At 40.3% G+C, this 21,194-nt stretch carries 16 protein-coding genes; 5 read left to right on the top strand and 11 right to left on the bottom strand.

Going from position 1 to position 21,194, the window contains the following annotated elements; translation table 11 throughout:
* Positions 1–111 precede the first annotated feature (111 nt).
* From MWU84_RS11010 to MWU84_RS11025, 4 genes are all read right to left on the bottom strand, one after another.
* Positions 112–483 carry an SdpI family protein gene (locus tag MWU84_RS11010; RefSeq protein ID WP_348647865.1) on the bottom strand — a complete coding sequence of 124 codons (372 nt, stop codon included), beginning with the start codon at positions 481–483 and terminating at the stop codon, positions 112–114.
* Positions 484–1,200 carry a DUF1080 domain-containing protein gene (locus tag MWU84_RS11015; protein ID WP_246901622.1) on the bottom strand — a complete coding sequence of 239 codons (717 nt, stop codon included), beginning with the start codon at positions 1,198–1,200 and terminating at the stop codon, positions 484–486.
* Between the two features lie 131 nt (positions 1,201–1,331).
* Positions 1,332–2,108 (bottom strand): DUF1080 domain-containing protein, encoded by a 777-nt coding sequence (locus MWU84_RS11020; RefSeq protein WP_246901534.1) that lies wholly within the window; start codon positions 2,106–2,108, stop codon positions 1,332–1,334.
* Positions 2,109–2,125: 17 nt separating this feature from the next.
* Positions 2,126–3,178 carry a sugar phosphate isomerase/epimerase gene (locus MWU84_RS11025; protein ID WP_246901535.1) on the bottom strand — a complete coding sequence of 351 codons (1,053 nt, stop codon included), beginning with the start codon at positions 3,176–3,178 and terminating at the stop codon, positions 2,126–2,128.
* A 361-nt stretch (positions 3,179–3,539) separates the two neighbouring features.
* Between MWU84_RS11025 and MWU84_RS11030 the strand changes: the two genes are divergently transcribed.
* Together MWU84_RS11030 and MWU84_RS11035 are read left to right on the top strand one after the other, a co-directional pair.
* Positions 3,540–3,941 carry a hypothetical protein gene (locus tag MWU84_RS11030; RefSeq protein WP_246901536.1) on the top strand — a complete coding sequence of 134 codons (402 nt, stop codon included), beginning with the start codon at positions 3,540–3,542 and terminating at the stop codon, positions 3,939–3,941.
* The gene (locus MWU84_RS11035; protein WP_246901537.1) at positions 3,931–4,392 is read left to right on the top strand and encodes an ASCH domain-containing protein; all 462 of its coding nucleotides are present in this window, start codon (positions 3,931–3,933) and stop codon (positions 4,390–4,392) included. Before MWU84_RS11030 ends, MWU84_RS11035 begins: the two co-directional genes overlap by 11 nt.
* A gap of 71 nt (positions 4,393–4,463) precedes the next feature.
* Here MWU84_RS11035 and MWU84_RS11040 read toward each other — a convergent pair whose 3' ends face one another.
* Genes MWU84_RS11040 through MWU84_RS11055 form a run of 4 tightly spaced genes read right to left on the bottom strand, consistent with a single transcriptional unit; the run spans position 4,464 to position 8,308 of the window.
* The gene (locus MWU84_RS11040; protein WP_246901538.1) at positions 4,464–5,600 is read right to left on the bottom strand and encodes a Gfo/Idh/MocA family oxidoreductase; all 1,137 of its coding nucleotides are present in this window, start codon (positions 5,598–5,600) and stop codon (positions 4,464–4,466) included.
* Between the two features lie 17 nt (positions 5,601–5,617).
* Positions 5,618–6,847 (bottom strand): nucleoside permease, encoded by a 1,230-nt coding sequence (locus MWU84_RS11045; protein ID WP_246901539.1) that lies wholly within the window; start codon positions 6,845–6,847, stop codon positions 5,618–5,620.
* A 16-nt stretch (positions 6,848–6,863) separates the two neighbouring features.
* Positions 6,864–7,307: a DinB family protein gene (locus MWU84_RS11050; protein WP_246901540.1), complete on the bottom strand. Its 444-nt coding sequence runs from the start codon at positions 7,305–7,307 to the stop codon at positions 6,864–6,866.
* 11 nt (positions 7,308–7,318) lie between these two features.
* Positions 7,319–8,308, bottom strand: a complete 990-nt coding sequence (locus tag MWU84_RS11055) for a sugar phosphate isomerase/epimerase family protein (RefSeq protein ID WP_246901541.1) — start codon at positions 8,306–8,308, stop codon at positions 7,319–7,321.
* A gap of 135 nt (positions 8,309–8,443) precedes the next feature.
* On the opposite strand from MWU84_RS11055, the gene MWU84_RS11060 reads away from it, so the two are divergent.
* From MWU84_RS11060 to MWU84_RS11070, 3 genes are all read left to right on the top strand, one after another.
* Positions 8,444–10,156: a GMC family oxidoreductase gene (locus tag MWU84_RS11060; protein WP_246901542.1), complete on the top strand. Its 1,713-nt coding sequence runs from the start codon at positions 8,444–8,446 to the stop codon at positions 10,154–10,156.
* On the top strand, positions 10,156–10,803 hold the full coding sequence (locus MWU84_RS11065; RefSeq protein ID WP_246901543.1) for a gluconate 2-dehydrogenase subunit 3 family protein: 648 nt from the start codon (positions 10,156–10,158) through the stop codon (positions 10,801–10,803). The genes MWU84_RS11060 and MWU84_RS11065 overlap by 1 nt, the downstream gene beginning before the upstream one ends.
* 111 nt (positions 10,804–10,914) lie before the next feature.
* Entirely contained in the window at positions 10,915–11,829 is a 915-nt protein-coding gene (locus MWU84_RS11070; RefSeq protein WP_246901544.1) for a TIM barrel protein, read from the top strand.
* 489 nt (positions 11,830–12,318) lie between these two features.
* On the opposite strand, the gene MWU84_RS11075 is transcribed toward MWU84_RS11070, so the two are convergent.
* The 3 genes from MWU84_RS11075 to MWU84_RS11085 all read right to left on the bottom strand — a co-directional run bounded on the left by MWU84_RS11075 (position 12,319) and on the right by MWU84_RS11085 (position 20,639).
* A complete protein-coding gene (locus MWU84_RS11075; RefSeq protein ID WP_246901545.1) occupies positions 12,319–14,790 on the bottom strand; it encodes a ribonucleoside-diphosphate reductase subunit alpha in 2,472 nt (823 codons plus the stop codon).
* A gap of 132 nt (positions 14,791–14,922) precedes the next feature.
* The gene (locus MWU84_RS11080) at positions 14,923–15,909 is read right to left on the bottom strand and encodes a ribonucleotide-diphosphate reductase subunit beta (RefSeq protein ID WP_246901546.1); all 987 of its coding nucleotides are present in this window, start codon (positions 15,907–15,909) and stop codon (positions 14,923–14,925) included.
* A 695-nt stretch (positions 15,910–16,604) separates the two neighbouring features.
* Positions 16,605–20,639: a two-component regulator propeller domain-containing protein gene (locus tag MWU84_RS11085; protein WP_246901547.1), complete on the bottom strand. Its 4,035-nt coding sequence runs from the start codon at positions 20,637–20,639 to the stop codon at positions 16,605–16,607.
* Between the last annotated feature and the right edge of the window lie 555 nt (positions 20,640–21,194).

Consider the following 21,194-nt stretch of genomic DNA (forward strand, 5'->3'; position numbering starts at 1 on the left):
TTTTTAATTTTGTCAAAGGTAAATAAAATTGGGGTTTGTACAGCTTGACGGCCACGACCCTTGAAAAGTCATTTATAAAAACCTTTGGTTGCTAAAATATGTACCGTTTCACTAATTGGATGGCTCCACGTGGTTCACGGGGTTTCCGTTTTTGTCAAAATTAACCTCCAATTGCCGCTCGCACCAAAATATGCCTACAAACACAGCGATGACAAGAAAAAATATGGAAATACCCATGGCCCATTTAGCAGAGATTACATAGCCGGCCGTTCCTACGATTAAAGTAGATAAGCCTACATAAAACATCATTTTGGCTCCAATTCCGTTGGCAAAATCCCAGGTTTCCTGGTTCCTCATGCTTTTCCGGGTGCGGTAGCCGTAAATAAAATTGATGCTTTTGGGCGGGTATGTATTAAAGTACCAGGCAAAAACCATGAATAGCATCCCTGGAGCAATGGACCCTAAGAACAACGCCCATTCCATCTACAGCTCCCTCACCCATATATTCCTATAACTTACCCTACTGTTGTCTCCGTGGTCCTGAAGTTTTAAAGGCCCTTTTCCATGGGCAGGATTTTTGGGCCAACCTATATATGGCGTAGTTCCCTTAATTTCAACATGGTCCTGAACCAGTACACCATTATGTATAACCGTTACTGTTCCGGATTTAATTTTATTACCTTCCTTGTTGAACTCTGGCGCGTGATAAATTATATCATAGGTATTCCATTCCCCTGTTGGAACAGAAGCCTTGGCAAGTGGAACATGTTGCTTGTATATGGATCCGACTTGTCCATTTACATAAGTATCATTGTCATTGTTGTCCAATACCTGAACCTCGTAAAGCCCATTTAAAAAGACCCCGCTATTTCCCCTACTCTGTCCCTTGCCCTGAACCTCTGCAGGAGATTTCCATTCCAAGTGCAATTGGATACTCCCAAAATTCTGAACCGTCTGAATATCGCCTGTCTTGTCATTAACGGTCATACTACCATCCCTGTTAACGATCCACTTGGCCGCAGTACTATCCCTGGAAGAGATCCAATTGTCCAAATTGTCCCCGTTAAAAAGTACAATGGCATCACTGGGCGCCTTTTTTATGGGATCATTGGGATTAACCACTGGAGGTACCGGCTTATAAAACTCGGTCTCCTCCGGAGTGGTAGGTTCCGGACCCGAGTATTCCCCGTGCACCACAATTTCTTCCCCTGTTGTCTCTGTACCTTTTGGCTCCAATGGATCCACACTGACCTTTTCCTTACAGGCTAATGCCAGTAACAATAATAAAGGAATATAAATAGATCTCACTTTCATAAGTTTTTTCTAATTGATTAATCCAATGTTTTTATCTTGATATTTCTATAGGAAACTATATCCCCGTGATCCTGCAATCCTATTCTTCCGGTTTTGTATTTCCCAAAATGTTCGGATCCCTTAAACTTGGATTTGGATATCATTTCTTCCCATTCCTCACCATGGACTGGAAACGATGCTATTTCCGTTCCATTCAATACTACATTTCCTTGATTGGATTTATGGTCTACGGTAATTACACAAGTATTCCACTCTCCCACAGGCTTGGTAGCGTCCTCACTAGGACCAACCATATCGTACAAAGCCCCTGCCTGTCTTACAGGTCCATTTTTTGCGTCAGGATGCTTTTCATTGTCCAACACCTGTATTTCAGGTCCTGAATGGTAAGCTTCAGAAAGACTTTCTACTTCCTTAACGCCCCAAAAAATACCACTGTTTCCTCCCTCCGAAATTTTCCAATCTATGGATAATACAAAACTGGTAAAGTCTTCCTTGGTCACTAAATTATATTTCTCCCCTTTCTTGCGCTCTTTAGGCGGATAGTATACCATGGCACCATCCTCTATCTTCCAAGCATCCCCAACGCCATCTTCCAAATACCGTTTCCAAGCATCAAAGTTGGTGCCATCAAAAAGTACCTGCCAGTCCCCTTCCACCTGAGCTGGTGGAGGTGGAGTTCCATTCTCCTTATTGGCCAAGGGGTCCGAATCCACATCCATATTTTTATTATCGGTCTTCTCCTTACAGCCCATAACCACAACAGCTATAATTACACTAAATATTAATTTTTTCATTTTCTAATCTATTGATTTTATAGTCCTAATATTTTCTTCAATACGGTCTTATCTATTGCAGCCCCGGCAAAATCATCAAAGGTTTTCTCAGTGGCCTCAATGATATGGTCCTGAATGAACTTAGCCCCTTCCCTTGCTCCCTGCTCCGGACTTTTTATACAGCACTCCCATTCCATTACCGCCCAAACATCGCAGCCGTACTGTGTAAGTTTGGAGAAAATAGTCTTAAAATCTATCTGTCCATCGCCAAGAGAGCGATATCTACCTGCGCGGTCGCCCCAATCGTTAAATCCACCAAAAGCTCCTTTCTTGCCAGTAGGATTAAATTCGGAATCCTTTACGTGGAACGATTTGATAAACTCGTGATAATGGTCTATATAGGCAATATAGTCCAATTGCTGCAGAACAAAATGACTTGGATCGTATAAAATATTAACTCGTTTATGGTTCCCGGTTGCGGCCAAGAAACGTTCAAAAGTATCCCCGTCGTGAAGGTCTTCCCCTGGGTGAATTTCGTAGCATACGTCTACACCTTCCTTATCATAGTGGTTTAGTATGGGCAACCATCTTTTTGCCAGCTCCTCGAAACCCATTTCCACCAATCCAGCAGGTCGTTGTGGCCAAGGGTGGGCGGTATGCCAAAGTAGGGAACCTGAGAAAGTAGCATGTGCATTTAGTCCGAGCCTACGACTCGCAGTAGCTCCTTTTTTTACCACATCAACTGCCCATTCGGTTCTGGCCTTTGGATTATTCTTCACCTTATCGGGTGCAAAATTGTCGAACATTAGATCATAAGCTGGGTTAACCGCCACCAACTGTCCTTGTAAATGCGTGGAAAGCTCGGTTATTTCCAATCCATAGGAATTTATCTTTCCCTTTAACTCATCACAGTAGGTCTGACTCTCGGCCGCCTTATCCAAATCAATAAGAAAATCGACCCAAGTTGGAATTTGTATTCCCTTATATCCTAAATCGGATGCCCATTTACACATTCCGTCCAAAGAATTGAATGGTGCTTTTTCATCGACAAATTGTGCCAAAAAAACGGCTGGCCCCTTAATTGTTTTCATGTATTTCTATTTTTGTTTTATAATTGTGTTCCATATTGGACAGCTGCTATTTCCCTATTCGGGAAGCCCAACATTAGTTTTTTTTCTTCTAATCGAATTGATATTAAATTTCATCAAAAACAACTACACTCCTAATTCTACAAAATGTAATTCCTAAAAGTTTATTCATATACCCCCAATCATATATAGGGCCATTTGAAATGTTTGGAATACTAATTTTTGGGCAAACTTGACTACAGCTATTCCGTTTCAAAAAAATTAATAATTAAATCCTATATTTAGGCTATAAATTAGATTTCATCATTTTTATAGCGAAGTGATAAATATAGGAATTACAAAAGAATTATCAGAATAATAAACCATGAATCAACCATCAGAATTTGGCAGTATTATGGTCCAATTCCAAATCTTTGGAATATTTTCCGGACCAAAATACGGGGAACCTTTTGCGTCTTTTGATGCCAACCCTTTTGAAATAGAGACCAATAGCCCCATACGATTGGGAAAACAATCGGGAGCAGTATCAAAGATCAGCAAAAATAAAGGAACTTCCGTGCAATTATCCCAATACGCCAACGTTTCATTAAGCAGTATTACGAGTAGTACACGGGCGGACAAGTTTACGGCCCTACAAATTAATACAGGTCAATTACCTCAGGGCAAGCCCCTGAGGCATCGGAAGGAAACTATTAATAACATTTCGACGCAAGCGTCGGAGCATTTTAATCTCGATTATCGAGTAAACTTTCTTAATGGAAAATAGCTCAGCCAGAAATATGTGGGGTGATTTTTTGGACGCCCACCTAGAATTCGCTTTTGAAGAAGCGCCTAAAGTGATTCATTTCAGCGACAATGAACGAGATGCCGACCAAGGCGTGGATCTAGTTTTAAAAAACCTTAAGAAAGCGGCCTCTTATTCTCTATTAGGCCTACAATATAGAAAGGAACCACTCCCTAAAATAGGGGCCTTTACAGTCTTAACCGATTGGAACGGCAAGGCCAGGTGTATCATAAGGACAACCGCTGTAAAACTGAAGCCGTTTTTTAGTATTGGCCAAGATTATGTTCAATTAGAGAGTTTGGGCGACAAAAGTTTGGAACATTGGAAAAAATTCCACTGGGATTATTTTACCAGGGAACTGGCACCTTTTGAACGTGTGCCCCGCGATAGTATGATCGTGGTATGTGTAGAGTTTGAAAAGGTTTTTGGATAATCCAAGAACCTTAAATTACAATAATAGAAAAGGGCCGCAATTGCAGCCCTTTTTTTACACGTTATTCTATTTTATTTCAAATCTACCCAAACGTTTCCTTTTTTATTGGACTCCACAGAACTCTCTATAAAATCGAGCCCGCGAACACCATCCATCATGGTCGGAAATTCGCCGTCGTTATATTTCTCTCCGCGAATGGCCCTGGCAACACCTAAATAGATATTTGCCATAGAATCAAAAATACCTTCGGGATGCCCTGGAGGCAATTTTGTTCCGTCCAAGGACAACTTGGAATTATAGGCATGGCCCGGCTTATAAACCTGTAGTGGCTTATCATCACTTAGCACATAAAGATAATTGGGATTTTCCTGTTCCCATCTAAGTCCACCATTCTCTCCATAAATAGCTATAGTTAGTCCGTTTTCCTCCCCGGTAGCCACCTGACTGGATCGAATAACCCCTTTCACGTGATTGCCCATTCGGATCAAAACCGTACCGTCTACATCCATTTGGTTATCCTCGTACAAGTAGTTGAAATCTGCCAAAATGGATTTTATGGTCAATCCTGTTGTATATTCTATCATGTTGAAGGCATGCACCCCTATATCGCCCATACAGGAACTAATACCGGCTTTTTTAGGGTCCAATCTCCAAACGGTCGAGCGTTTGGCCTTATCATGGATAATGGAGTTGATCCACCCTTGATAATATTGTGCATCTACCTTATGTATTTTGCCAATGGCCCCAGCCTTTATCATTTCCCTCATTTGCCTAACCATAGGATACCCTGTGTAGGTATGGGTAACTGCAAAAACGGTCTTGGCCTTTTCCAAGGTAGCCTGTAATATTTTGGCCTCCTCGTAGGTGGTGGTCATAGGCTTTTCACAAATTACATGAAAACCATTTTCCAATAACTTTTTAGCCATAGGAAAATGCAGAAAGTTAGGGGTAAGTACTGAACACACCTGAATACGTTCCTCTTTTGGAAGTTTCAATTCCTCTTCCACCAAGGTATCAAAATCCTTATAGATACGATTGGTAGGCACATCTATTTCCTTGGCAAAAGCAACATTCGCCTCAAAATCAGGATTGAAAACTGCCCCAACAATTTCGTAATTATCATTAATCTGCGATGCCACCCTGTGCAACACCCCAATAAGGGAGTCTCCTCCTCCTCCTAAAATTCCTAATCTAATTTTCTTGCTCATAATTTATATATTCCTAATTACTCTTTATACTCTACTTCCTCTTTTTTAAAAAATATGGCGAACAGCACCATTGCCCCTAAGGCAAAAATAGCAGGAAATGTCCAAATATCCGTCCAACTGTGCACACCTTCTCCAAGCAAATAACTATCCGTTATTTTTCCGGCAACCCAAAAACCAACCAACATTCCAACACCATAGGTAGCCAAGGTAATCAATCCCTGGGCCGCACTCTTAAACTTGTTACCGGCCTTTGAATCTGTATAGATCTGCCCGGACACAAAGAAAAAATCATAACAAATACCGTGTAGGGCAATACCCAAGATTAACATAAAGGCCAAATCTCCGGCATTTCCGTATGCAAAAAGCAGGTATCTAATGGTCCAAGCCAGCATCCCGGCGATCAACGTATTTTTAAATCCATATTTCTTGAAGAAATATGGCAATAGCAGCATAAATAAAACTTCAGAACCCTGGCCAATGGTCATTTTACCTGTGGGATTTTCCATCCCGATCTCGGACAAAAATGGATTGGCATTTTGGTAATAAAAGGCCAAAGGAATGCATATTAAAATAGAGGAAACAAAGAATATGAAGAAATTTCTATCCTTCAATAGTTTTAGGGCATCCAATCCCAAAATGTCGGAAATGGAAACCTTTTCATCTGTTTTTAACTTGGGAGGTGTTTTGGGCAAAGTAAAACTGAACAGTCCCAAAGCTGCAGAAGCGATCGCCACCATTAAAAAAGTATTTTTCAATAGGCCTTCTTCCCTAGAGGCTCCCGAATCCCATAGGAATACATAACTAATTATTAGTCCGGCCACTATCCAACCTACAGTACCAAAAACCCTCACAAAAGAAAACTCCTTGGCTGGATTTTTCATTTGGCTAAAAGATATTGAATTTACCAAGGCCAGGGTCGGCATATACAGAATCATGTATCCAAGTACATAGGGATAGAAACTGGCAAAGTCCACGGCCATATACATTTGATACATCATTACCGAACCAAGGAGATGCAATACCCCCAAAATGCGCTCCGCATTGAAATATCTGTCGGCAATCAACCCTATAACAAAAGGTGCAATAATGGCCCCCCAGGATTGTGTGGAATACGCCATTGCCGATTCTGCTCCCGTGGCCTTAAGATTGTGGCCCAAAAAGGTGCCCAATGTTACAAACCAACCTCCCCAAATAAAAAATTCGAGGAACATCATTGTCGATAACTGAACTTTGATCTTTACATTCACGGTCTAGCAGGTATATTTATCGCTTATAAAAGGCATAATCCAAGACCAAGGGTTCTATGGAGTTATTTCTAAAGTCAACGGAAATCTGGGCCCTATGATGGGTAGAATGGTTTATGATATGAAACAGCATATCCTGAACGGTATTACTAAACAACCTACCCTGTGAATTTTCATAATCCAATCGCTTTTCAAAACTATCCGCGTTGGTAATTATTTCAAAAGAGCTCCTTTGATTTTCATAATGTATGTCGCCCCAATCCTTAAGCGATTGCAACTGAAAAACACCGTATTCCACATTTTTACCAAGAATTCTGGCATTCCATATATGGTGCGCATTTAATATATGACTGAAGAGTTCAATAGTCCTTTCTGGAACATTTTCCAGTTTTTGGCACTCTTCAATCAATTTTTTATTGCAGTAAAAGTTATAATCGAACAATTGATTGAAAAAAGCCTTCATACAACACGGTGCTAATTAAGTTCTTTACCTGCTTTTATCAATAAATCCCTTGTTGCAATAATTCCTTCCTCCTCACTTAAAACACTACCTTCATATTCCACACCGATAAAGCCGGTATAACCAGCATCTTTAACTATTTTAAGTATTCTGGGATAGTCCAATTTAGTTTCGTTGCCCTCGGCATCAAAATTGTAGGATTTGGCACTTACGGCCAATGCATGTGGCATTAATTCACTAATACCTTTATAAATGTCATATTCCTCGGCACATCCATCCTTGGTTCGTTCTATACAAAAGTTGCCAAAATCCGGAAGGGTACCACAATTATCCATATTAACCTTGGTCATTACCTCTGCCAACATAGCTGCATTGGACGACAAACCACCATGGTTCTCCACCAAAATTTCTATATTTTTATCTTTCGCATAGGTGGCCAATTGGGTTAGACCGTCCACTGAACTTGCAACCCATTCTTCCGGAACCTTGCTCCCGGAAAGGTTTACCCTAATAGCGTGACACCCCATATCCGCAGCGGCATCTACCCATTTGAAATGATTTTCAACAGCTTCCTTTCTTTTTGAAGCATCCTCGGTAGCAAGATCTCCTTGACCATCGATCATGATCAACACATTTTGCATACCGTGTTTTTTGCTTTCCGCATTACTTTTTTCCACGAAGGCGGCCATGGCTTCCTTGGAAAAATTAGCAGCCTCCAATTCCTTGTAATATAATCCACTTACATATTCCAATCCGGTAAAGCCCCAATTCTTGGCCTTCTCAGCAAATGTATAGGGATCCACACCATCTTGACGCACCATTTTATGCATGGACCATTGGGCCAAAGACAATTTAAAAAACGGTTCCTCAGCTTTCATGGATACCTCTGAGGTCTCCATATCTTTAGGTTGCTCTTTAGGAGCTTCCTTACAAGACAACACACCTATTAATAAGGCAACCAAAACAACATTGACTCCTTTGATCTTTAAATTTTTACGCTTCATTTTGAGTATTGAGATTAAATCCAAGAATTAACATTTACTATAACGTTATAGTGCTATAGTATTAATGAATATAGGGTTTAAATGTAAAAAATTAATTTTATATTTAATAAATTTATTAAATAAACAATTTCATAAATGAGCAAGTTGAAAAACAATGAAGTGCAGGATTCTTATGATGCAATTGTCGTAGGCACGGGAATTAGCGGAGGTTGGGCGGCCAAAGAATTATGCGAAAAAGGACTCAAAACCCTTGTTCTGGAACGTGGAAGGATGGTGAAACACATCGAAGACTACGAGACAGCCAATCTGGATCCTTGGGATTTCCCGAATGCCGGTGAACCCACTAGGGAAGACATTGAAAAACAGCCCAAACAGAACAGAACCGGATATACCACGAATGCCGCAAGCAAAATGTGGTTTGTAAATGATTTAGAACACCCTTATAACGAAATTAGGCGATTTGATTGGATGAGAGGATACCATTTAGGGGGACGTTCATTACAGTGGGGACGTCAAAGTTACCGATGGAGCGACATTGATTTTACCGCCAACCTAAAAGATGGGATTGCGGTTGATTGGCCCGTACGCTATAAAGATATTGCCCCGTGGTACTCAAAGGTGGAAGAGTTTATAGGTGTAAGTGGAGAGGCACTCAACCTACCACAGTTGCCGGATAGTGATTTTTTGCCGGCCATGGAAATGAATTGTGTTGAAGAACACTTTAAGAACAAGGTAACTGAAGGTTTTGACGACCGTGCAGTAACCATAGGTAGGGTTGCCCATATTACCGGGACCAAAAATTTTGACGGACGTACAAAATGTCAATATAGAAATCGCTGTATCAGGGGATGTCCTTTTGGAGGTTACTTTAGTAGCTTGTCATCTACCCTGCCCGCTGCGGAAGCCACAGGCAACATGACCTTGCGTACGGACTCTATTGTTCATGAAGTAATATACGATCCCAATACCAAGAAGGCTACCGGGGTAAAGGTAATAGACAGGTTGACCAAGGAAACTCACGAATTTAAAGCAAAGGTCATATTCCTGTGTGCCTCTGCCATAGCTTCCACTTCTATATTGATGCAATCCAAATCTGACCGCTTCCCGAATGGTATGGGCAACGACTCGGATCAATTGGGAAGAAATATTATGGACCACCATCTAGGTGTAGGTGCTTCCGGTAAATTTGATGGTTACGAGGATAAGTATTACAAAGGTAGAAGACCTAATGGCATTTATATTCCAAGATTTAGAAACCTAGGAGGTGCTTCCGATAGAAAGGACTACAAACGTGGTTTTGGTTATCAAGGCGGGGCCAGTAGAGGAAATTGGGAAGAAACCGTTGCTGAACTCTCTTACGGAAAAGACTTTAAGGACAGTATTTTGAAACCTGGAGGATGGAGAATGGGCATTGGCGGTTTTGGTGAAGTGCTCCCTTATGAAGATAATAGAATGACCTTGGACTATGACAATTTGGATAGCTGGGGACTACCCACCGTAACATTCGATGCCGATTTACAGGAAAACGAGTTCAACATGCGTAAGGACATGCAGGAATCTGCTGTAGAAATGTTGGAAAAAGCAGGATTGCGTGATGTTAAGGGACATGATGGACCAACCGGTCTAGGGCTGGGTATACACGAAATGGGTACTGCCCGAATGGGACGCAACAGAAAAACTTCGGTACTTAACGGCAACAACCAGTTACATGACGTACCCAATGTTTATGTTACCGATGGGTCCTTTATGACTTCGGCCAGTTGTGTTAACCCATCATTGACCTATATGGCCTTCACCGCTAGGGCCGCCGACCATGCGGTTAAAGAACTTAAAAAAGGAAATATATAATGGATAGAAGAAAAGCACTTAAAAATATGGGGCTGGCATTGGGATATACAGTCGCCACCCCGACCTTGATCAGCATCGTTCAAAGTTGCAAAAAGGACGCTGCCAATGTATGGACCCCAGACTTTTTATCTTCTGGGGAAGGATCCGTTCTAACCCACTTGGTAGACATCATACTTCCCAAGACAGATACACCTTCTGCCTCTGAGGTACAGGTGCATATATTTATAGACCGTTTTGCCGATCAGGTAATGGAAAAAGAACAGCAAGATCTATTAAAAATGACCATGGGTAAATTCATGGACAAGGCCCTACAGGATTCGGGTGAGAAGGATATTGCAGACCTAACTCCCGAACATTTGGAACCGGTCCTAGCTACCGCCCTCAAAATTTCCAAGGACGAACAAGCCAAAAACTTTAAGGTAATAAACACTTATACTGAAGCCATGAAGAGTGGGGAAACCGCTACCCTGGATGATGAAGTATCGAGATTTGCCTTTGCCAACAATTTAAGAGGCCTGGTGATATTGGGATACAAGTCATCCGAGATTGTGGGAGAAAATGTATTGCCTTATCTACCTGTACCAGGAGAATTTATTGCCTGCGGAGACCTTCAAGAGTTGTCCGGGGGAAAAGCTTGGTCACTTTAAGTATTAAAATTATTGAACATTGATAAAAAAACTAAAAGAACTAGGACGGCCAAATACCACTTGGTTCTTTTAGTCTTATTTTATCATAAAATTCCAACCATATCCAAAAAAATGAAAAGAAGAGATTTTATCCAAAAAACCGCCCTTACCAGTAGTGCGGTTACCCTAGGAGGTTCCTTGGCCTATGGGGCCAACCCTATTTTAGATCAGAAACATACGTTCAACTTAAAATACGCCCCCCATTTTGGGATGTTCAAGAACCTTGCCGGCGATGACCTAATTGACCAAATAAACTTCATGGCAGACCAAGGGTTTACGGCCTTTGAAGATAATGGCATGATGCGCAGGGACGTGGCAACACAGACCAAAATAGGCGAAACCTTGGCCAAACGCAATATGACCATGGGCGTATTTGTAATCGATAAGGGAGGAAATATGGCGAACACCCTAGCGGCCGGTAAACAGGAATACATTGATATTTTTTTGGATGGATGCAAAAGAGCTGTAGAGGTAGCCAAACGCGTTAACGCCAAATGGATGACCGTTGTCCCTGGGGGATTTGAAAGAAAACTGCCGATCGGTATTCAGGATGGCAATGTTATTGAAGCCTTAAAAAGAGGTGCCGAGATTTTGGAACCCCATGGCTTGGTAATGGTTCTTGAACCCTTATCCGATTCCCCAGATCTTTATTTACAGAATTCCGATCAAACCTATATGATCTGCAAGGGCGTAAACAGCCCTTCCTGTAAAATATTATTTGACATCTACCACATGCAGAAAACGGAAGGTCATCTAATCCACAATATGGAACTCACCTGGGATGAGATCGACTATATACAAATAGGGGACAATCCAGGCAGAAAAGAGCCCACTACAGGTGAAATTAATTACAAAAACGTATTCAAATATATCCACAGTAAAGGTTTTAAAGGAGTCTTGGGCATGGAACACGGAAATTCCAAACCTGACAAAGAGGGTGAATTGGCCGTAATAAACGCCTACAAATCCGAAGACAACTTTTTGTAGTCCAAAAATACCTTTTCAGACCAATAGCCAACAATTTAACGTTGCATTTAGAAAGGTTCCATCTAGTTTCCCCGTCAAAGAAACAAGATGGAACTTTACTTTTATACCATAGCGATCTACCTTATATTATTCGTCCTGGGAAGAATAATATATCACCATCATTTTAAAAAATGAAACTGGTGTATTATATTACTCTCCTGATTTTGACATAATTATAGTCCGTTTTTCCATTTTCATCGTATATAAATCAATAAGCTAATTCAATTCGGGGCAAAATGGATAATTACACCACAATTCTAGTAATTTATTGTTTAGCATTCCTATGTGCATTTGTATTAAAACCTTATATCTCCAAGTGATAATAGGCAGTGTATTTCAATATTCAATGGGATGATACATTCCTGTAATTTCCCTTTTACTATAGACAAAAAAAGACCCGAAGAGAACTTCGGGTCTTTTTTTATATCACAACCATGCAATACAAGCCATTTAAGAGCCACACATTAAACAATCGTCATCTGCCTGACCCTCTTTTGCCTTGGCAATCAATTCCTTCATCTCAGTTGCCGTCATAGGCTCTACTTCCGTATCCTGTGGATTAACCGAAGTAGCTTCCACCTTAATAGTTTTGGCAACAACAGGGGCTTCCACCAAGGTATCCACCTTTACAACATCAGGGATTTGTTGTTTCTTGCTATTGTCCAAAGTGAATTTTATGGCATCCGCAGCCGCTTTGGTCCTTAGGTAGTACATGCCCGTTTTAAGTCCGCTCTTCCAAGCATAGAAATGCATTGAAGTAAGTTTGGAATAATTTGCATTTTCCATGAACAAGTTTAGGGACTGACTCTGGTCTATGAAATAACCGCGTTGCCTGGACATATCAATAATATCCTTCATACTTAATTCCCAAACCGTTTTGTACAATTCCTTAATATCCTCAGGAATACTCTCAATATGCTGAATAGATCCATTGGCACGCATTAATTCCTGCTTCATATTCTCGTTCCAAAGACCAAGATTTACCAAATCTTCCAATAGGTGTTTATTTACTACAATAAACTCCCCGGACAACACCCTTCGCGTGTAAATATTGGAGGTATATGGCTCAAAGCACTCATTGTTGCCCAATATCTGGGATGTAGAAGCTGTAGGCATTGGCGCCACCAACAAGGAATTGCGAACCCCGTTCTTTTTCACTTCTTTACGCAATTTTGCCCAATCCCATCTACCGGACAGGTCTTCATCCTTAACGCCCCATAAATTGTGTTGGAATTTACCTTGGGATATTGGGGAGCCCTCGAAGGAAGAGTAAGCCCCCTCCTCCTTAGCCATTTCCATGGAAGCAGTAACCGCAGCAAAATATAGCGTTTCAAAAATCTCTTGATTCAATTCCTTGGCCGCGTCACTGGTAAATGGCAATCTCAACATAATAAATGCATCTGCCAAACCTTGAACACCCAAACCAATAGGCCTATGGCGCATATTGGAGTTTTCGGCTTCCTTGATAGGATAATAATTCCTGTCTATTACCCTATTTAAATTTTTGGTGACACGTTTTGTGACCCTAAACAACTCCTTATGATCAAACTCCCCGTTCTTAATAAACATGGGAAGGGCAATAGAGGCCAAATTACATACTGCCACCTCATCAGGAGAAGTATATTCCAATATTTCCGTACAAAGGTTTGAGGAACGAATAGTTCCTAAATTCTGTTGGTTGCTCTTCCTATTGGCGGCATCCTTGTAAAGCATATATGGTGTTCCGGTCTCTATTTGGGATTCCAAAATCTTCTCCCAAAGCTCACGCGCCTTAACTGTTTTGCGCCCTTTGCTTTCCGCTTCGTATTTGGTGTACAACTTCTCAAATTCCTCACTGTGATGGTTAAAGAGTCCGGGGCATTCATTGGGGCACATTAGGGTCCAATTCTCATTGGCCTCTACCCTTTTCATGAATAAATCCGGAATCCACATGGCATAAAAAAGGTCCCTAGCCCTCATCTCTTCCTTTCCATGATTTTTCTTCAGGTCCAAGAAATCATATATGTCCGCATGCCATGGCTCAACATAGATAGCAAAACTACCTTTACGCTTTCCACCACCCTGATCTACGTACCGTGCCGTATCGTTAAAAACTTGTAGCATGGGTACAATACCATTGGAGGTCCCATTGGTACCGGCAATATAAGAACCTGTAGCCCTTACATTGTGAATGGAAAGACCTATACCCCCAGCGGATTGTGAAATTTTCGCGGTTTGTTTTAGTGTATCATAAATACCATCAATACTATCGTCTTTCATTGCCAAAAGGAAACAAGATGACATTTGGGGCTTTGGTGTGCCAGAATTGAATAAGGTAGGTGTAGCGTGTGTAAAGTATTTTTTGGACATCAACTCATAGGTCTCCAAGGCCGAATCCAAATCGTTCAAGTGAATCCCGATGGACACCCTCATAAGCATATGCTGTGGTCTTTCCGCAATCTTCCCATTCAATTTCAAAAGATAGGAACGCTCCAAAGTCTTAAACCCGAAATAATCGTAGCCAAAATCCCGGTTATAAATAATAGTAGAGTCCAACCTGTCCGCATTCTCAGAAACAACCTTATAAACCTCATCGGATAGTAAAGGTGCTTTTTTTCCTGTTCTTGGATTAACGTATTCATAAAGATCCTTCATCGTTTCCGAAAAGGATTTCTTGGTGTTCTTATGTAAATTGGAAACGGATATACGTGCTGCCAACTTTGCATAATCTGGGTGTGAAGTAGTCATTGTAGCCGCTATCTCAGCAGCCAGATTGTCCAGCTCCGAGGTAGTTACCCCATCATAAAGCCCCTCAATTACACGCATGGCAACCTTTAATGGATCCACGAGGTCATTAAGTCCATAACACAATTTTCTTACTCTAGCCGTGATCTTATCGAACATCATCAGCTCTTTTCTGCCGTCTCTTTTTACTACATACATGTTGCTACAATTTTTTTAAATGATACATAAATTTGGGTTATGGCCCGATATGTTAAAAACGTTAACATATCAAATTCGTCGCATAAAAATCCCCTTATAACCCAAAGGGGATTTTTACTATAATCCTAAATCTCAAAAATCCGCGTCGAAGCTGATTTTCTGGGAATCGTCATCTTTATCCTTGTTCATAACCCCTGCCTTTTGATATTCGGCCACTCTTTTTTCAAAGAAATTGGTTTTGCCCTGCAGGGAAATCATATCCATAAAGTCAAAAGGGTTGGTAGAGTTATATACTTTATCACACTCCAGCTCCACCAACAAACGATCTGTTACAAACTCAAGGTACTGTGTCATCAACTTGGAATTCATTCCTATTAAACTAGCTGGAAGTGACTCTGTAATGAATTCCCTCTCAATATTCAAGGCGTCCACCAAAATTTCGGTAATACGAGCTTTGGGAACCTTGTTTACAAGGTGGTTGTTGTGAAGATGAACCGCATAATCACAATGCATGCCCTCATCCCTGGATATCAATTCATTGGAAAAAGTAAGCCCTGGCATCAACCCTCTTTTCTTAAGCCAAAATATAGAACAGAACGCACCGGAAAAGAAAATACCCTCAACAGCGGCAAAAGCAATTAGACGTTCTGCAAAACTGGGGGATTCTATCCATTTCAACGCCCAATCCGCTTTTTTCTTTATCGCCGGAAAATTCTCTATGGCATTAAAAAGCAAATCCTTCTCCTTTTCATCCTTTACATAAGTATCGATCAAAAGTGAATAGGTTTCAGAATGAATATTTTCCATCATTATTTGAAACCCGTAAAAGAATTTTGCCTCGGCATACTGGACCTCACTTACAAAATTTTCCGCCAGGTTTTCATTTACAATACCATCCGAGGCAGCAAAAAAGGCCAGAATATGTTTTATGAAATAACGCTCATCGCTATTCAACTTGTTGGTCCAATCATTAAGATCCGTATGTAGGTCAATTTCTTCGGCAGTCCAAAAACTAGCCTCACACTTTTTATACCAATCCCACAGATCATGATGTTTAATAGGAAAAATAACAAATCGGTTAAGGTTTTCTTGCAGAATCGGCTCTATAGCTGCTGACATATCTTTTTTAGATTTATAGGGTTTCTTAAACTTAGGCGAAAATTGGCCCTCGATAGGAGATAACAAAGATTGCAAAATACCCCCAATAACTAAAGTGTATTACTCACTATTAACCACAAAGTTTTTAACACAAAATGTTGAAATGTTGGTTCGCAAGTGATGTTCATTACCTTTGTAGTCCAAATCGAAAAAGAAAAATTAAGACGGGTTTCTTTCAAAATATGGAACAAAAAAAATAAACCAAAAAGTATATATAAAACATACTATTCGGTTTATCTACTTCGGCACAATAACCATCCATTAATTTGGATAATACTGTATCCCGTTATTACCTTTTGTCTATTTGGCGTTTAGTTTAAGAAGTTAGAGGGACAAAGCGGCAAAGATCATGAATACCGAAATGGCAATCATCGCTAAAAAAACTAAGCTCACGGCTTTAATATTTGTAAATGTCATAATAGTGGAGTTTGAGTTAATATAGTATTATTAATACTTCACATAAGGTAATATCCAAATGAAAGTTATAATGTTCTTGGTAATCCTTTCATAGAATTCAGCATCTAAAACGCATATTTTAAAAAGTTCATTGCCCAATTATCTACCCTCTAAATATACCTAAGCAATCCCAAAATGAATATCCGATATGTAACAAAGTGTGCAATATATGTAACATTGGAATTCCGTTGCCATACTTCTTATGTATTCTGATATTCCGCAGGGGTCTTATTGTAGGTTTCCCTAAAACACTTAATAAAGTAGGAAGGCGTATTAAAACCTACGGCATAGGCAATTTCACTGATCGATGCATCCGAGGTCTTCAAAATATGAACGGCTTGTTTTAAGCGTTGTGATCTGATAAAGGCAGTAGTGGAAAGACCGGTATACGCCAAAAGCTTTCTATGAAGCTGCATACGGCTCATGGCCAACTTTTCACAAAACGACTCCGCATTAAAGTTGGGATCCGCAAGATGTTTATCCAGCACGCTTTGCAACTTATTTAGAAACATTTCATCCGTTGGGGTAATTGCGATATCCTTTGCCGCCAATATTAACTCATGGCTATATCGGTTCCGCAACACTTTTCTGTTTCCAATAAGGTTATCCATCCTTGCTTGAAGAATTTTTAATTTAAAGGGTTTGGTAATAAAATCATCTGCCCCTGATTGAAGGCCCAACAACTCATGATCTTCACCTACTCCAGCGGTGAGCAATATAATGGGGATATGGCTGGTGCGTTCATCGGTCTTTAATTTATTACAAAGTTCAATTCCGTCACAAAGGGGCATTCGTACATCCGAAATTATAATATCCGGAACCACTTCCAGAGCCGTATTGATTCCATCAAGTCCATTAATTGCCTCCAATATCCTGTACCTAGTTTTCCAAGCCGAATTTAGAAACTCCCTTATCTCCTTATGGTCCTCAACAATTAATAAAATTGGCTGATCACCCGACCCGTTCCCATGACCGGCATCTAGCCTGGGTGAATTATAGTCGTTGTGATCTGGATTTAATTTGGCCTTACCCACCTCTGTGTCCAATTCCACAACTGCCAAGTTTGTAAAATTGGATTTCCTTAAGGGCAAACTCAGTGCAAAGTGTATAAGCTTTGCCTCCTCCATTTCCACGGTTATGGTACCTTGATATAGACTTACCAATTCCTTTACAACCGAAAGACCAACGCCAGCGCCCTCGGAATATTCATCTTGCTGGTAGAATCGGGTAAAGAGATTATCCAGATCCACTTCTGAATATTGTGCTACCGTATTTTTGACACTGATTTGCACTCTGCCGTCTTCCCTTTTGGCAATAAACTGACACGTTCCTCCTTCACTTACATATTTAAAAGCATTGGAAAGAAGATTGATAATAATTTTTTCCAATGCATCTTCATCAAACCAAACAGACTTTAAGTCACCTATTTCTACCACATAATCTATTCTTTTAATACTGGCCCTATATCTGAAAGAAGAGGCCAACATCCCCAAAAAGAGGCCCATATCCCCCTTAGAAATCTTTAATTTCAATTTGCCCTTTTCCAACTTTGCCAAATGTAACAGTTGATCCACCAAGGCTATTAAACGATTGATATTCCTCTTGATCATGGAAAAATTGGCAAAATCCATATCCGACAGCCCGCCTTGGGATAATTTAGCATCCACCGGTCCAGAAATTAAGGTGAGGGGAGTTCGGAATTCATGTGAAATATCGGTATACAGCTTTGATTTAAAACGATTTAATTTTTTAAACCGTTCGGTTTCTTCCATTTTTAAACGAAGGTTCAATTGTAATTGCCATTGCCATTTTAAGTAACTATATATGCCGTAGGCCAGCAATAAAAATAGGATCACATAAGAAAATTTGGCCATAGGTGTCAAATACCATGGCGACATAATGGAAAAAGAAAAGCCGACCGGATCTTCGTTCCAGACCCCATCATAATTACTGGCCTTTACTTGAAATTCATAATTACCGGGTGGCAAACGCGTATAACGCGCAAAGTTCTTTTGTCCGGCATACACCCAGTCACTATCAAAATTCACCAATTTATATTGGTACTGGTTTTTCTCTGGGAGCGAATATTGCAGACCGGAAAAGCTAAAGGATAGTGTGTTCTGATTTGCTTTCAAAGCAAGTCCATCCGCAATTGGGAAGGCTGTATTATACACATCAAAACCAGTGATCGCTATTTTTGGCACTGTGGTATTTTCCTTTATTTTATTAGGTTTAAACCAATAGAAGCCATCCAAACCACCAAAATAAAGATTGCCTTCCCCATCCTTAAAATATGCACCGGTATTAAATTCCGTTGCCAAGCCTTCGTAATTGTTGTAATTTACAATACTGGGCGCAGCATCCAATGTCGCTGCAGGAGTAAATTTGGTTATACCTTTATTTGAGCTTAGCCATAACGTTCCATCATTATCCGGTAATATTCCGTATATAACATTATTTGCCAAACCATCCCTTACACTGTATTGGTAAAACCTGTTATTTTCAATGTCGTACGCATTGAGACCTGAGCCATTGGTACCGATCCAGAGTATACTATCGGGAGCATAATAAAGGCATTTTATCCTATTACTTGACAAGGAGTTTCCATTGGTCACAAATTGATGGTTCGTAAATGTCTCCTCCTTAATATTGAACAACGAAATTCCATGGCCCTCAGTGCCAATCCACAAATTTCCTTTGCCATCCGAGGTAACTACCCTAACATTATTGCTAGGGATGCCATTTTGACGATTTGGATCGTAATCATACCTTCTTACTTCACCCTTACCCTTATCAAATTGAATGAGGCCATCGTCACGTGTTCCCAGCCAGATCCGATGCTCTTCATCTTGATAAATAGACCAAATGGTATTTACTGAAAGTGAACTTTCACTGGTATCGGAAAAATGCAAAAAGTCCCCTTTGGGGTCGCGCATATTTAAGCCCCCGTCCTGGGTCCCTATCCATAAATTGTCCTCTTTATCTATCATTAAACTCATAACGCGATCGGATGAAATGGTATTATCTTTTTCAGTTTCGGCCTTAAATGTCCTCCAACTGTCATCCTCAGGGATATATTGTGTTAGGCCTTTGCCCGAAGTACCTATCCAAACCGAATTCTCCCTATCAACTACAATAGACCTAACAACATCTATACTAACATTCTCTGGTGTCTGATAATCTGTAAAAGAATTAAATTTTTCCAAATACTGATCGTAATAGCTAATTCCCGCCCCATCCGTGCCAAACCATAGCGTTCCTGAATAATCTTCATAAATACTCAATATATCATTATAGTGAAGTGCCGTGGGATTATGCTTGGCTGTACTAAAATGTGTAATGGATGGTTGTTCAAATTTAATCAGATAAAGTCCCTGTCCATAAGTGGCGATCCAAAGTCTCCCCATTGCATCCAGATGCAGGTCGGTTATGTTCAAATCCATCGGCAAGCTGTCTTTAAAGCCCAGTTCTTCCAAACGCCTAAACACGCTCTCCCCGGAATTCCTAAAATAAAGTCCGTCGCCAAAAGTACCTATCCATTCCCAGGACCGCTTATCCGTAACAATATCACTATAATTGGTAACTATAGGATTGCCAGTTGTTGTTTTGGCCTTTACTTTTTGCAAGCGTACCTTGTTGTAATTATATTCCACAATTTCATTGTCCATGCACAATAGTAGGTCTCCCTTTTCATTTTGGGTAATGTTATAAATAGTGCTGCCCACAATGTTGGGGGAAAGCATTTGACTAACCTTATCACCATCCGCCTTCATCAAATAGAGCCCATTGGAGTAAGTTCCTATCCACAGATTAAAATCCTTGTCCATGAAAATTGAACTGGCATCCTCAATTCCTTGAAGTGGAACAAAAATATTGGACTGTGTATCCAATTTATAGGGAATTCGATCACTGGGAATAGCCCAGACATTACCTTTTCCATCTACATAGACTTTCCCTAAATAACTATGTGTGGCCCTTGTTACATCCGCAAACGTAAAAGGATAAATACTAAATGTGCTTCCATCATATTTATTAAGGCCATCTTGGGTAGCTATCCATAAGAATCCGATACTGTCCTGAGCAATGGAAACGGCACTGTTCTGTGAAAGTCCGTCGTTAACCGAAAGCTGTCTAAATTTAATCTGGTCTTGGGAATAGAGTATTTGGGCACAATAAAGATAAATTGCACCAACGCATATTTTGAAGATAAGCTCTATTAATTTTTTTTTGCCCACAACTAGTCCAATCCTGAATGGTACGCTACAAGATAAGCTATATCCGAGAAGAAATCAATGAAAATATGCTGTAGGCGTAGAAGCTGTACCAGAACTGTGACCTCCCGGGGTAATTCCACTACCCCAAAATTCAGTATGAAAAATAAAAAAATAACCACCAAATCGGTGCGATCCTTCCGATGCAATGAATTTATGAATTACGAGAATCGGCATCACACGTTTAGGTAGTTCCCCCGAAACCTAAAGACTATGCGAAATCCAAAACTTACAAGTTGATTGCGTTTTTCAAATTTACATCAACACCCTTCGGATAGTTTTGCAACAATGACATGTTCGTATTTAAAACATAATCCTACAGGACCGCACTTTATTTGGCAGTTAATTTTGTTTACTAATATTTATGGTCATTGAATGCTCTTGATTCTTAAACAATTTTTACGGATTACTACTATATGGCCAACATAAAATTCTTACTACCTCCTGTCCACTAAAACCTTGTTATCTACAAGAGTCCTATTCTTATTTGTATCGACCTTGTGTTCCACTAAACTATTT

It is taken from the genome of Arenibacter sp. F20364 (assembly GCF_023015905.1).
Classification (GTDB): domain Bacteria; phylum Bacteroidota; class Bacteroidia; order Flavobacteriales; family Flavobacteriaceae; genus Arenibacter.

What these genes read in the sequence shown, in the direction of transcription:
- MWU84_RS11010 (WP_348647865.1), bottom strand. Translation starts at nt 483, where the DNA reads ATGGAATGGGCGTTGTTCTTAGGGTCCATTGCTCCAGGGATGCTATTC.
- MWU84_RS11020 (WP_246901534.1), bottom strand. Translation starts at nt 2,108, where the DNA reads ATGAAAAAATTAATATTTAGTGTAATTATAGCTGTTGTGGTTATGGGC.
- MWU84_RS11025 (WP_246901535.1), bottom strand. Translation starts at nt 3,178, where the DNA reads ATGAAAACAATTAAGGGGCCAGCCGTTTTTTTGGCACAATTTGTCGAT.
- MWU84_RS11030 (WP_246901536.1), top strand. Translation starts at nt 3,540, where the DNA reads ATGAATCAACCATCAGAATTTGGCAGTATTATGGTCCAATTCCAAATC.
- MWU84_RS11035 (WP_246901537.1), top strand. Translation starts at nt 3,931, where the DNA reads ATGGAAAATAGCTCAGCCAGAAATATGTGGGGTGATTTTTTGGACGCC.
- MWU84_RS11040 (WP_246901538.1), bottom strand. Translation starts at nt 5,600, where the DNA reads ATGAGCAAGAAAATTAGATTAGGAATTTTAGGAGGAGGAGGAGACTCC.
- MWU84_RS11050 (WP_246901540.1), bottom strand. Translation starts at nt 7,307, where the DNA reads ATGAAGGCTTTTTTCAATCAATTGTTCGATTATAACTTTTACTGCAAT.
- MWU84_RS11055 (WP_246901541.1), bottom strand. Translation starts at nt 8,308, where the DNA reads ATGAAGCGTAAAAATTTAAAGATCAAAGGAGTCAATGTTGTTTTGGTT.
- MWU84_RS11060 (WP_246901542.1), top strand. Translation starts at nt 8,444, where the DNA reads ATGAGCAAGTTGAAAAACAATGAAGTGCAGGATTCTTATGATGCAATT.
- MWU84_RS11065 (WP_246901543.1), top strand. Translation starts at nt 10,156, where the DNA reads ATGGATAGAAGAAAAGCACTTAAAAATATGGGGCTGGCATTGGGATAT.
- MWU84_RS11070 (WP_246901544.1), top strand. Translation starts at nt 10,915, where the DNA reads ATGAAAAGAAGAGATTTTATCCAAAAAACCGCCCTTACCAGTAGTGCG.
- MWU84_RS11075 (WP_246901545.1), bottom strand. Translation starts at nt 14,790, where the DNA reads ATGTATGTAGTAAAAAGAGACGGCAGAAAAGAGCTGATGATGTTCGAT.
- MWU84_RS11080 (WP_246901546.1), bottom strand. Translation starts at nt 15,909, where the DNA reads ATGTCAGCAGCTATAGAGCCGATTCTGCAAGAAAACCTTAACCGATTT.